This is a genomic window from Intrasporangium sp., assembly GCF_035280925.1.
Taxonomy (GTDB): domain Bacteria; phylum Actinomycetota; class Actinomycetes; order Actinomycetales; family Dermatophilaceae; genus Intrasporangium.
In genome coordinates this window covers 1-12389 of sequence record NZ_DATEEY010000109.1, presented here as the reverse complement: position 1 = coordinate 12389, position 12389 = coordinate 1, and the positions used below count along the sequence as shown (strand labels likewise).

Below are 12389 nucleotides of genomic sequence, written 5' to 3'. Positions count from 1 at the left end.
TGGGGTTGGTGAAGAAGGACCCGCACGACCACGTGTCGTGGTCAGCGGCATCCAACACCATGCCGCGCTTGCGCCGCTGATCGAGCACCGCTGCTCGGGTATCGGCGAGCGGCACGCGCGTGCCGAGCGGGACACCGAGGCCGGCGGCGAGCGCCGAGTACGCGATGGGACGGCTCAGGTCGGCCACCTCGAGCTGGTACAGCACGTCGAGGACGACGAAGCGGTCGGTGCCCTTGAACCGCGAGTGCCGGTAGCCGAACCGGCAGTCGGCGTTGAAGAACGTCCTCACCGCCTGCTCCTCACGGTCCCACGTGCGCACCTGCGCGACGGTCTGCGCGACCTCCTGGCCGTAGGCGCCGACGTTCTGGATCGGGGTGGCCCCCGTCAGGCCCGGGATGCCGCTCAGCGCCTCGATCCCCGCCCAGCCCTGCTCCACGGCGCAGGCCACCAGGCCATCCCAGTCCTCTCCGGCCGCGACCCGGACCATGGCCCCGCCGCAGGAGTCGACGGACTCCCGCGTGACACCCGCGGTGGCGATCCGCACCACGGTGCCGGGAAACCCCTGGTCCGCCACGATGAGGTTCGACCCTCCGGAGAGCACGAGGAGCGGCTCCCCCGCGTCGTCGACCTCGCGGACTGCGTCGACGAGCTCGTCCGTCGTCTCGACGGTGACGAGCCTCGACGCCGGACCACCGACCCGCATCGTCGTCAGCGACGACAGGGGGACGCCGTGTTCCTCTCGCACGTGCCGCGCCAGCCGGTCAGTCGAGCTGGACGACGGCCAGGGCGCGCCCCAGCGCCTTCTGGCCGGCCGCCGTCGCGGTCAGCTCCACGGTGACCCGCTTCGTCTCGGGGTCGACTGCCTTGACGACGCCGGACACCTCGATGTCGGCACCACCCTCGTAGGGCACCACGACCATGTTGGTGAACCGCGTGCCGTACTCGACGACCCGGCCCGCGTCGCCCGCCCACTCGCTGACGACCGTCACGGCCGAGCCCATGGTGAACATGCCATGCGCGATGACGTCGGGAAGACCGACCGACGTGGCGAAGCGCTCGTCCCAGTGGATTCGGTTGCGGTCGAGCGACGCCCCGGCGTACTGGACCAGCCGCGCGCGGTCGACGTGGATCGTCCTGCCCGGCACCTCGTCACCGACGGAGACGTCTGCCGCCCGACGCACGGTCGTGGCTGCGGTGGGCTCGCTCATCACTCGCCTCCTCGGATGACGATGGTCGACGTGGCCGTGCAGACCGGCTCGCCCGCCTCGGTCGCGAGCTCCGTGCGCGTCGTCACCATCGCGTGACCGCCCGCCTGACGGACCGTGTCCACGTGGAGCGTGCCGATGACGACATCGCCAGCGGTGAGCGGGCGGTGGTGGACGAACCTCTGCTCGCCGTGGACGACCCGCGAGAAGTCAATGCCTGCCTCCGGATCCCGGATCAGCTGCGCGTCGCACTGCTGGGCGACGAGGACCGCGAAGGTGGGCGGCGCGATGACGTCCGCGTAACCGCGCCCCCGGGCGACCTCCACATCGGTGTGCACGGGGTCGTCGGATCCGACCGCGTCGGCGAACTCACGGATCTTCGCCGCGCCCACGCGATAGGGCTCCGTCGGCGGGTACGTGCGTCCCTGGAAGTCAGCGTTCACCGGCATGGCGGCCAGCCTATCGGCGCGGGCGGGCTGGGAGCGCACGTGCCTCGGGGAGCGAGCTCAGCGGCATACGGCAGAGAAAAGCTCCCCCGGCGACGTGGCCGAGGGAGCTTCGCGAGCGAGAGACGCGATCAGCGCGTCTCGCGGTGCTCGGTGTGCTTGCCGCAGTTCGGGCAGAACTTGTTGAAGGAGAGCCGGTCCGGGTTGTTGCGGCGGTTCTTCTTCGTGATGTAGTTGCGGTGCTTGCAGTCGGCACACGCCATGGTGATCTTGGGACGGACGTCCGTGCTCTTGCTGGCCACAACAACCTGCTCTCGGAAGGGCTTCGGGGTGAATCGGGTCTCGGGGTCGCGCGCTCGCAGAGCGCGCACGCGACGACCAAGAATACGCGAGACCCGGACGTTTCCTGAAATCGCCCGGGTCTCGCCTGTTCATCGTCGTGGTAGCGGGAGCGGGACTCGATCCCGCGACCTCACGATTATGAGTCGTGCGCTCTAACCAGCTGAGCTACCCCGCCATGGGCTGCCGGGAGCCCGCGAGGGCCATGCCGACCGACCAGAGCCCCAATAGGGAATCGAACCCTAGACCTTTTCCTTACCATGGAAACGCTCTGCCGACTGAGCTATTGGGGCACGGCCAGCCCGTGCGCGAGGCGGTGAGCTGACCTGTTGTGCGACGGTGAGACTACACGGTTGACCGGGTGGACACGAAATCGGGAAGCCGTGCGTGCCAGCGGTGCGCGCCCGTCCCGCCGCTGCAAGGATGCGTCCATGAGCGACGAACCGCAGGCCGACCCCCGCCCGGAGGCCGACCCCCGCCCGGAGGCCGACCCCGGCCCGGAGGCCGACCTCGAGCCGGAGGCGGTGGACGACCGCCGCCCTGAGTCCGTGGAGGACCGCCGGTCCCGGACACCCGACAACGCCACCGACGTCCAGATCCACCTCGACCGTTACAGCGTCTGGCGGGCGGCTTGGGTGGTCGTGGCCGTGGTCGGCCTCGTCGCGCTCGCCAGGTTCGTCCTCTCGGACGCCGGTGGGGTGATCTTCTCGCTCATCCTCGCCTTCCTCGCGTCCATCGCCATGGAGCCCGCAGTCGCCAAGCTCAGCACGTCGATGAAGCGCGGGGTCGCGACCGCGATCGTCATGTTCGGCAGCCTCCTCCTGTTCGGTGCGTTTCTCTTCCTCTTCGGCCGGTTGCTGTCCGACCAGATCGGCACCTTCGCGCAGTCGGTGCCCCAGCTCCTCGAGGACCTGACGAAGTGGGCAGCCGAGCGCTTCGGCGTCGAGCTGGACTACCAGCACATGCTCGACCGGCTCGGGGTCGGCACCTCGACGCTGACGACGATCGCGCAGAACCTCGCCGGTGGCGTGCTCGGTTTCGTCGCCTCGGTCGTGGCGGCGGCCTTCAGCACGCTGACCTTCGTCTTCTTCACGTTCTACTTCTCCGCCGACGGGCCACGGCTTCGGCGCTGGCTGGGTCAGCTCGTGCCGCAGCGGCAGCAGGAGGTGTTCGGGCTGATGTGGGAGCTCGCGGTGCGAAAGACCGGCGGCTACGTGACCGCACGCGTCGTGCTGGCGGTGATCTGCGGCAGCCTGTCCGCGCTCTTCATGTTCATCATCGGGATGCCCTACTGGCTCGCGCTGGGCATCTGGACCGGCGTGGTCGCCCAGTTCGTCCCGACCGTCGGCACGTACATCGCCATCGCGCTGCCCGTCATCATCGGGCTCATCGGCGAGAAGCCCTGGCAGGGCCTGGCCGTGCTCGCCTTCGCGATCGTCTACCAGCAGATCGAGAACGTGACGCTCGAGCCGCGGATCTCCGCCTATGCCGTCGACGTGCATCCGGCCGTGTCCTTCGGCGCCGTGCTCTTCGGGGCTGCGCTCTTCGGGATCGGTGGCGCCTTCGTCGCGGTCCCGATTGCGGCCCTGCTCCTCGCGCTGTTCGACGTCTACTCGCACAAGTACGAGCTGGTGCCTCACCTCGCGGAGCTTCAGCCCGGTGAGCGGGAGGTTCGGGACTCACCGGTCAAGGCAGAGGCGAGGGACACCCGCAGCCGCCTCCGTCGCCTTCTCGGGCATCGCTCCTGAGTGCATGCCGTATGCCGCTGAGCCGGCTTCCGCTGTCTCAGGAGTCCGCGTCGTGGTCGGCGAGCGCGCGCTGGGCGGCGGCCTCGGCATTCTCGCGACGGTCTCGCTCAGCCGTGGCCTGCTCGAGGTCGGTGGTGACCTTGGCCAGTCGCTCGTGCGCCGTCGCCAACCTCCGCTCCAGGTCGGCGATGCCCTCGGTGACCTCCTCCTGGCGCGCGGAGAGCACGGCGACCTGGCGGTCGGCCTCTCGGGTCGCGTCCCTCGCGACCTGGAGGGCTCCGGTGAGTCGGTTGCGCTGGGCCTCGCGCTTGGCCCGCCGCCGCTCCTCGAGGTCGACGGTTGACGTGGCCTCCCCGTCGGCTCGACGACCCTCGCCCTCGATGACGGTGAGGGCCGGCTCGTCGTCCTCGATGGCGACGGCGCCCTCGATGTCGACCGACCCGAATCCGGAGTAGCTGAGGGCCTTGACGAGGGCGCCGGTGAGGACCTTCTTCTCCGCCTCCTCGTCACCGATGAGGGCCACGAGGGTCTCGTGCACCTCCGCCAGGGCGCCGGCACCGACGGACTGCCCGGCGTCCTTCGCGGCGGCCGCGATCTCGAGCCCGAGGGCGTCGATGCGCTTGGCGCGCTCGCGGCCAAGGACCCGGAGCTGGTCGGCGTCGAGGGTGCGCTGCGCCTCTCGAAGGAGCTCGGCGAAGCTCCGGAACTCCGCGAGGTCGTCGGGCCGCGTGCGCACGAAGTGGTTCATCGCCCACGCCGCGATGGTCGGTTTGCGGAGCGCGCCGACCTGCTTCGCGAGGTCTGCGTCGCCGGCCTCCTTGGCCTGGGCCACCAGCTCCGCGCGGAGCGGGGTGAACCGGTTCGGGGTGGCGGCGTAGAGCTGCTGCACGGCGGCTCGCAGGTGGAGGATCACGACCTCATTGTGTCGGTCCTCGACGCAGTCCTCACGTCGGCCGAGCCCATCCCCCAGCCGATCGAGAGAACAGCTTCCGGGCCAAAAGCTGTTCACTCGATCGGTTCTGGTCCGGTGCGGACCGGTCCACTGGGCCCGAAATGGACCTGCCTCCCCGCCGTCGGTTGAGCCAAGGTGGACCCATGGTCTGGATCTGTGCGACGTGTGGCGTGGAGACCGCGGACAGCGGGAGCCCGCCCCAGACGTGTGCGATCTGCGAGGACGAGAGGCAGTGGGTACCAGCTGAGGGGCAGCAGTGGACCACCCTTGAAGCCTTGCGGGACAGGGGGACTCGCATCGTCATCACCGAGGTCGAGCCCGACCTCTGGGGACTGCGGGCGGAGCCCGAGGTCGGCATCGGACAACAGATGATGCTCATCCGCACACCGGAGGGGACGCTGCTGTTCGACTGTGTCGGCTATGTGGACGACGCCGCGGTCGAGTCCGTGCTCGGGCTCGGTCCGACGCTCGCCGTCGCCGCGAGCCACCCGCACATGTACGGCGTCCAGACCGAGTGGGCCAAGGCCCTCGGCGCACCCGTGATCCTCGCGGATCGCGACCGCGAGTGGGTTCGGCGGCCCGAGCTCGTCGAGTTCTACGACGAGCACCGAGAGGTGGCTCCCGGCCTGACCCTCCACCGGGTCGGGGGCCACTTCGCGGGCCAGACCGTCGTGGAGTGGGCAACCGGCAACGAGGGCCGCGGTGTGCTGCTCGCCGGCGATGCCATCTTCACCAACCCGGACCGGAAGACGGTCAGCTTCATGCGGAGCTACCCGAACCGCCTGCCCCTGTCGGGCAACGTCGTCCAGCGGATCGCCGCCCAGGTCGAAGGACTGCACTTCGACCGGCTCTACAACAACTTCGGCGCGGTGGTCCCGTCCGATGCGAAGGCCATCATCCGCTACTCGGCCGACCGCCACGCGGCGTGGGTGCGCGGCGACCACGACCACCTGACCTGACCTCGACGCCTGCGACACCCCTACCTCACCCCTTACGCAAATCAAGTGAACAGCTTTCGGGGTCGGACCCGCCGTCGGAGCCGACGACTCCAGCCCGAAAGCCGTTCACTCGATTGGAGGGGTGGGCACCACGTCGGACAGCGCGGCCCTGGCACCGACCATCGCCGGGCCGTACCAGGTGAGCAGCCGTCCGCTGCAGAGAGCGGTCCGGGTGTGCGCGAACGCCTCTGGGCCATCCTCGGCGGTGAAGACGTACGGCTCGTCCGGCAGGAGGACGAGGTCGATGTCCGGTCGGTCGAGGTCCGCGAGCTCAACGTGGGGGTAGCGCTCACGATGACCGGCGAACACGTTGCGCCAGCCGAGCCGAGCCACGAGGTCGCCGGTGAACGTGTTGCTGCCGACGACCATCCACGGGTCCCGCCAGATCGCGATCGCGACGTCGACGGTGGGCTCCGGCACCGGTCCGGACCACTCAGCCCGAGCCGCGGTCAACCAGTCCGGCACTCCGGCCGCGAGCACGCCCCGGAAGAGGCGCTGGAGCGAGTCGAGCGCCCCGGGCACGGTCTCGATGTCCGTCACATAGACCGGCACGCCGCTCTCGCGCAGACGCCGGACGTCGAGCTCACGGTTCTCCTCCTTGTTCGCGACGACGAGGTCGGGCTCGAGCGCCCGGATCGCGTCGAGGTTCGGGTTCTTCGTCCCCCGCACCCGCGCGACGTCGAGGTCGGGCGGATGCGTGCACCAGTCCGTCGCCCCGACCAGCCGGTCCGGGCAGGTCGCCGCGATCGCCTCCGTGATGGAGGGCACGAGCGAGACGACACGTCTGGGGCTGGAAGCGAGCTCAGCGGCATACCCCAGGTCGTCGACCATCACACGGGAACTCAACAGATCGGGCCTCTCGGGGGTGCACGGGGGCGCAGGCCGCTCGCGGCCGTGAGCTCCCGTGGGTTTAGACGTTGCGGCGGTACTGGCCACCGACCTCGAAGAACGCCTCCGTCACCTGCTGGAGCGAGCACACGCGAGCCGCGCGCATGAGGACGTCGAAGACGTTGCCACCCTCGATCGCGACCTTCCGGAGCTCCTCGAGAGCCGACTTCGCCTCGACCTCGTGCTCCTTCTGGAACGCGCGCACCCGGGCGAGCTGGCTCTGCTTCTCCTCCTCGGTGCCGCGGGCCAGCTCGATCGTCTTCGGCTCCTCCTCGTCCGCATGTGGGTGTCGGAAGGTGTTGACGCCGATGATCGGCAGCGAGCCGTCGTGCTTGCGGTGCTCGTAGAGCATCGACTCGTCCTGGATCCGGCCACGCTGGTAGCCGGTCTCCATCGCGCCAAGGACGCCGCCGCGCTCGGTGATCTTGTCGAACTCCCGCAGCACGGCCTCCTCGACGAGGTCCGTCAGCTCGTCGACGATGAACGAGCCCTGGAGCGGGTTCTCGTTGACGGCCAGGCCCCACTCCCGGTTGATGATGAGCTGGATGGCGAGGGCCCGGCGCACCGAGTCGGCGGTCGGCGTCGTCACCGCCTCGTCGAAGGCGTTGGTGTGCAGCGAGTTGGCGTTGTCGTAGATCGCGCAGAGCGCCTGCAGCGTGGTGCGGATGTCGTTGAACTGCATCTCCTGAGCGTGGAGCGAGCGGCCCGACGTCTGGACGTGGTACTTCAGCTTCTGCGAGCGGTCGTTGGCGCCGTACTTCTCCTTCATCGCGACCGCCCAGATCCGACGGGCGACCCGGCCGAGGACGGTGTACTCGGGGTCCATGCCGTTGCTGAAGAAGAACGACAGGTTCGGCGCGAAGTCGTCGACGTTCATGCCCCGCGCGAGATAGCTCTCGACGTAGGTGAAGCCGTTCGCGAGGGTGAACGCGAGCTGGCTGATCGGGTTCGCCCCGGCCTCGGCGATGTGGTACCCGGAGATGGACACCGAGTAGAAGTTGCGCACCTTGTGCTCGATGAACCACTGCTGGATGTCCGCCATCATCTTCAGCGAGAACTCGGTGCTGAAGATGCAGGTGTTCTGGCCCTGGTCCTCCTTGAGGATGTCGGCCTGGACCGTCCCGCGGACGTTGGCGAGCGCGAACTCGCGAATCTCCGCCGCCTCGGCTCCGCTCGGCTCGCGGCCCTCGCGCTCGCGGAACCGGTCGAGCTGCTGGTCGATCGCCGTGTTGAGGAAGAAGGCGAGGATCGTCGGGGCCGGGCCGTTGATCGTCATCGACACCGAGGTCGTGGGCGACACGAGGTCGAAGCCGTCGTAGAGCGCCTTCATGTCGTCGAGCGTCGCGATGGAGACGCCGGACGTGCCGACCTTGCCGTAGACGTCCGGGCGGGGGTCCGGGTCACGCCCGTAGAGGGTCACCGAGTCGAACGCCGTCGAGAGGCGGGTCGCAGGCTGGCCCTCGGAGAGGAGCTTGAACCGGCGGTTGGTCCGGAAGGGGTCGCCCTCCCCCGCGAACATCCGCGCCGGGTCCTCGCCCTCCCGCTTGAAGGGGAAGACGCCCGCCGTGTAGGGGAAGTAGCCGGGCAGGTTCTCCCGGCGCAGGAAGGACACGAGCTCGCCGTGGTCCTGGTAGCGCGGCAGCGCGACGCGTGGGATCTTGTTGCCCGACAAGGACTCACGCGTCAGGACGTTGCGGATCTCCTTGTCGCGAATCGTGACGACCTGCTCGTCGCCGGAGTACGACTCGACGATCGTTGGCCATGCGGCCAGCTGGTCCGCCACCTCGGCGGGCACGTCACGGCGAGCGCCCTCGAGCAGGGCATCGACCCCCGCGGCGTCGGAGCCGGCGTCCGCGAGCTCGCCGCGGACGGCCTCGAGGCGCTGCACGCGGGAGGCCTGGGCCGCATAGTCCCTCGTCCTGGCGTGGTAGTCGCGGACGGTCTCGCTGATCTCGGCGAGGTAGCGCACCCGCGAGGACGGCACCACGGTGGCGATCTTGGTCGACTGCTTCGTCGCGACGGCCGGGAGCGCGCCCTCCTCGACCGGCATGCCCTTCTCGGCGAGCAGGCCACGCAGCTCCTGGTAGAGCGCGGTGACGCCGTCATCGTTGAACGTCGCGGCGCTCGTCCCGTAGACCGGCATGTCGGCCGGACCCTTGCCGAAGGCCTCCCGGTTGCGGACCATCTGCCGCCCGACGTCGCGGAGGGCGTCCTCGGCCCCGCGGCGCTCGAACTTGTTGATCGCGACCACGTCGGCCCGGTCGAGCATGTCGATCTTCTCGAGCTGGCTGCTCGCACCGAACTCCGGCGTCATGACATAGAGGGACACGTCGGCGTAGTCGACGATGGCCGCATCGCCCTGGCCGATTCCCGGCGTCTCGAGGATGACGAGGTCGAACCCGGCGGACTTCGTGATCGCGATGACGTCGTCGAGGTTGGCCGGCACCTGGCTGTGCCCGCGCGTCGCAAGGCTGCGGAAGAACGCTCGGTCGCCGTCCAGCGACGACATCCGGATGCGGTCCCCGAGCAGCGCGCCGCCGCCACGGCTGCGCGTCGGGTCGATGGCGAGGATGGCCACGCGCAGCTTGTCCTGCTGGTCGAGGCGGAGGCGGCGCACCAGCTCGTCGGTGAGGGAGCTCTTGCCGGAGCCGCCGGTGCCGGTGATGCCGAGAATCGGGACCTGGCGCCGGGTGGCGGCCTCGCGGATCGCCTCGAGGGTGGCGGTGTCGAGGTCGCCCTCCTGCGCGCCGGTGATGGCGCGGGCGATGGCGGCGCGCTCGCCGGAGAGCACCGCGTCGACGCTCGCTGCCTTGACGTCCCACGGGTCGAAGTCGCACTCCTTGATGACCGTGTTGATCATCCCGGCGAGCCCCAGGCGCTGGCCGTCCTCGGGGCTGAAGATGGTGACCCCCGAGCTGCGCAGGCGTGCGATCTCCTCGGGCACGATGACGCCGCCACCGCCGCCGACGACCTTGATGTGCCCGGCGCCGTTCTCGTTGAGCAGCTCGACGAGGTACTCGAAGTACTCGACGTGACCGCCCTGGTAGGAGGAGACGGCGACGCCCTGCACGTCCTCCTCGATCGCCGCGTCGACGACCTCCTGCACCGAGCGGTTGTGCCCGAGGTGGATCACCTCGGCACCCTGGCTCTGCATGATGCGCCGCATGATGTTGATCGACGCGTCGTGGCCGTCGAAGAGGCTCGATGCCGTGACGATGCGGACGTGGTGAGTCGGCTGGTGCAGCTCGGACTTCTGGTTGCTCACGAGGGCCTCCGGGCGGGATGCGGCGGTGCGGCGGTTCAGCGCTGACTCCGAAAATACTAGGACTTCCTACTAATGGACGTCAACGCGTCCTGCGCCCTACCATGTGCGCATGACGGTTGACGGCAGGCGCGGTCTGGACTTCGACCCGATCGAGCGCGCGCGTTCGCAGTGGGCCGCGGCCGGCTGGACCGACGCTGCCGACGGCATGGCCGCGATCACCTCGCTCATGCGCGCACACCAGATCGTCCTCGCCCGGGTGGAGGCGTCGCTCCGGCCCCTCGGGCTGACGTTCGCCCGCTACGAGGTGCTCATGCTGCTGTGGTTCAGCAGGCGCGGCTCGCTGCCCATGAAGGTCATCGGCTCGCGCCTCCAGGTGCACCCGACGAGCGTCACCAACGCTGTCGACCGGCTGGAGGACGCCGGGCTGGTCACCCGGTCGACGCATCCCGACGACCGACGGGCCTATCTTGTCGCGCTCACGCCCTCCGGTCACGAGCTCGTCGAGCGGGCGACGAAGGCCCTGAACGCCGAGGTCTTCGAGCAGCCGGTCCTCTCGCCGCGGGACCAGCGCACCCTCGTCGACGTCCTGACCCGACTCCGTCACAGCGCCGGGGACTTCTGAGCAACCGTCACCAGCTTCTTGCCGTATGCCGCTGAGCTCGCTGCCGACGGACCTGCCCTCGGGTGGTGGGTCGGCTCACGCGCTCAGCGCTCGCGCCTCGCAGGGCCGTCCGCACGGACTGGGAACAGCTCAGGCTCGCGGAATCCCTTGGCCGAAAAGGCGTTTGCGACTGCACTGCTGATGTCGTCCACACCCGATGAGGGAACGATGGCGATGGCCGAGCCCCCGAAACCGCCCCCGGTCATTCGGGCCGCGAGCGCCCCGGCGCTGATGGCGGTCTCGACCGCGGTGTCGAGCTCGGCGGACGAGATCTCGAAGTCGTCGCGCATCGACGCGTGCGAGTGCGCGAAGAGCTCCGAGAGCGCTGCGAAGTCGTCCGCCACGAGCGCGGCGACCGTGCGGGTCACGCGGTCGACCTCCGTCACGACGTGGCGAACCCGGCGACGCAACAGGTCGCTGGACAGGCGGCGCAGCGCCAGGTCGAGGTCCGCTGGTGCCACGTCACGCAGGGATCCGAGGCCGAGCTCGCCGACTGCGGCGGCGCACTCCTCGCGCCGGTTGCCGTACTGACCGTCGTCGAGGGAGTGCACCGCGCGCGTGTTCATGACGAGGAGGGAGAGCCCATGCGCGGCCAGGTCGAACGACACGTGACGGGGCGCCACGTCACCGTCGAAGTCGAGCAGGAGCGCGGTGTCGCGGCGGGCCAGCAGCGAGGCGGACTGGTCCATGCCGCCGGTCGGGGCGCCAGCCACGTCGTTCTCGGCGCGGACGCACACCCCGGCCAGGGCACGCCGGCCCTCGTCACCGTGGAATCCGTCGAGGCGGAAGAGATCGACCGCCGCCAGCGCCACGGCGCACTCGAGCGCGGCCGAGCTCGACAGCCCGGATCCGAGGGGCACCCGGCCGTCCACGACGAGGTCGACGCCGCCGATCCGATGACCGGCCTGCTCCAGCGCCCACAGGACCCCGACTGCGTAGGCAGCCCAGCCACCACGGTTGCCCGACAGGAGGCCGTCGAGCGAGATGGTTCGCTCACCCGGCACCTGCAGGGAGAGGATCCGGACGCGCCGGTCCTTGCGGGGGCGGGCGGCGACGTAGGTCCGATGCGGGATTGCCACGGGCAGGCAGAGCCCGCGGTTGTAGTCGGTGTGCTCACCGATGAGGTTGACCCGGCCGGGAGCGGACCAGACACCCGACGGCTCCCCGGCAAAGGCGTCTCGGAAGGCGCCGGCCACGGCGACCGGGATGTTGCGACCCTCCATGGACCACTCCTCCCCATCCCGCTCCGGCTCGCCGAGACACCCTGTTGGGTCACGCCAGGTTCGCGCCGTGACGATGACGACGCCGGCGCCCACTCAGGGGAAGGCACGCTGGCTCGTGTGGCAGGGACGCTTGCGCTCTGCTCCTGACGCTGCTCGCCTTCGCGGCCACGGTACCGGTCGTGGGCAGCCAACTGCCTCCTTGCCGAGACTGAGCGGGCTGCGAGTCCCGACGAGGCGAGGTCAGGCGCGCAGCAGGCGTCGCAGGTCGGTTGACGGGTCCGCCACGGCCTCCGGGTCGACCGGGATGGCGCGGTCGATGAGACGCCTCGCGGCTCGTACGGCCTTTGAGTCGTCAACCGCCACGGCACCCACCACCACACCATCGCGGATCGCAAAGGCCGAGAAGGGCGGCGCGCCAAGGGTCCCGCGCATGACAACCTGCCCGGCCCCGAGGTCTCCGACGACCTCGACGTGGAGGCCATGGCGGTCGGTCCAGAACCAGCTCGCAGTGGGGGTCGGCGTGGGGTTGCCGAGGATGGTGGCCGCGGCCCGCTCGCCGTCGAGCCGAGCCGCCTCCCAGTGCTCGGCACGGGGCTGGACCACGCCGTCGGTCCTCATCTCGGTCGCGTCGCCGATCGCGAGGACCGCCGGGTTGGAGGTCACC

Annotated in this window: 12 protein-coding genes and 2 tRNA genes; 3 read left to right on the top strand and 11 right to left on the bottom strand. The window is 69.9% G+C overall.

Going from position 1 to position 12389, the window contains the following annotated elements; translation table 11 throughout:
- The 6 genes from VJN29_RS10740 to VJN29_RS10715 all read right to left on the bottom strand — a co-directional run.
- Nucleotides 1-745: UDP-N-acetylmuramate dehydrogenase (locus VJN29_RS10740; RefSeq protein ID WP_324143623.1), on the bottom strand; the 745-nt coding region annotated here is incomplete at its 3' end.
- Between the two features lie 16 nt (nucleotides 746-761).
- Nucleotides 762-1208: a MaoC family dehydratase gene (locus VJN29_RS10735; protein WP_324143622.1), complete on the bottom strand. Its 447-nt coding sequence runs from the start codon at nucleotides 1206-1208 to the stop codon at nucleotides 762-764.
- Entirely contained in the window at nucleotides 1208-1654 is a 447-nt protein-coding gene (locus tag VJN29_RS10730) for an FAS1-like dehydratase domain-containing protein (RefSeq protein WP_324143621.1), read from the bottom strand. Before VJN29_RS10730 ends, VJN29_RS10735 begins: the two co-directional genes overlap by 1 nt.
- Nucleotides 1655-1782: 128 nt before the next feature.
- Nucleotides 1783-1953 (bottom strand): 50S ribosomal protein L33, encoded by a 171-nt coding sequence (rpmG, locus tag VJN29_RS10725; protein ID WP_272463621.1) that lies wholly within the window; start codon nucleotides 1951-1953, stop codon nucleotides 1783-1785.
- A 138-nt stretch (nucleotides 1954-2091) separates the two neighbouring features.
- Nucleotides 2092-2168: transfer RNA gene (locus tag VJN29_RS10720), tRNA-Met, on the bottom strand.
- Between the two features lie 42 nt (nucleotides 2169-2210).
- Nucleotides 2211-2283, bottom strand: a tRNA-Thr gene (locus VJN29_RS10715).
- A 138-nt stretch (nucleotides 2284-2421) separates the two neighbouring features.
- On the opposite strand from VJN29_RS10715, the gene VJN29_RS10710 reads away from it, so the two are divergent.
- Complete coding sequence (locus tag VJN29_RS10710) at nucleotides 2422-3738, top strand: AI-2E family transporter (protein WP_324143620.1); 1317 nt, start codon at nucleotides 2422-2424, stop codon at nucleotides 3736-3738.
- A 37-nt stretch (nucleotides 3739-3775) separates the two neighbouring features.
- On the opposite strand, the gene VJN29_RS10705 is transcribed toward VJN29_RS10710, so the two are convergent.
- The gene (locus VJN29_RS10705; protein WP_324143619.1) at nucleotides 3776-4651 is read right to left on the bottom strand and encodes a hypothetical protein; all 876 of its coding nucleotides are present in this window, start codon (nucleotides 4649-4651) and stop codon (nucleotides 3776-3778) included.
- Nucleotides 4652-4833: 182 nt separating this feature from the next.
- Between VJN29_RS10705 and VJN29_RS10700 the strand changes: the two genes are divergently transcribed.
- Nucleotides 4834-5649: a hydrolase gene (locus VJN29_RS10700; RefSeq protein WP_324143618.1), complete on the top strand. Its 816-nt coding sequence runs from the start codon at nucleotides 4834-4836 to the stop codon at nucleotides 5647-5649.
- A 105-nt stretch (nucleotides 5650-5754) separates the two neighbouring features.
- On the opposite strand, the gene VJN29_RS10695 is transcribed toward VJN29_RS10700, so the two are convergent.
- Both VJN29_RS10695 and icmF read right to left on the bottom strand, forming a co-directional pair.
- On the bottom strand, nucleotides 5755-6519 hold the full coding sequence (locus tag VJN29_RS10695; protein ID WP_324143624.1) for a helical backbone metal receptor: 765 nt from the start codon (nucleotides 6517-6519) through the stop codon (nucleotides 5755-5757).
- A 79-nt stretch (nucleotides 6520-6598) separates the two neighbouring features.
- Nucleotides 6599-9841: a fused isobutyryl-CoA mutase/GTPase IcmF gene (gene icmF, locus VJN29_RS10690; protein WP_324143617.1), complete on the bottom strand. Its 3243-nt coding sequence runs from the start codon at nucleotides 9839-9841 to the stop codon at nucleotides 6599-6601.
- Between the two features lie 109 nt (nucleotides 9842-9950).
- On the opposite strand from icmF, the gene VJN29_RS10685 reads away from it, so the two are divergent.
- Nucleotides 9951-10463, top strand: a complete 513-nt coding sequence (locus VJN29_RS10685) for a MarR family transcriptional regulator (RefSeq protein WP_324143616.1) — start codon at nucleotides 9951-9953, stop codon at nucleotides 10461-10463.
- Between the two features lie 83 nt (nucleotides 10464-10546).
- On the opposite strand, the gene galK is transcribed toward VJN29_RS10685, so the two are convergent.
- Entirely contained in the window at nucleotides 10547-11725 is a 1179-nt protein-coding gene (gene galK, locus VJN29_RS10680) for a galactokinase (protein WP_324143615.1), read from the bottom strand.
- Between the two features lie 240 nt (nucleotides 11726-11965).
- Nucleotides 11966-12389 (bottom strand): oxidoreductase C-terminal domain-containing protein (locus tag VJN29_RS10675; RefSeq protein WP_324143614.1); only part of this gene is annotated, 424 nt, incomplete at its 5' end.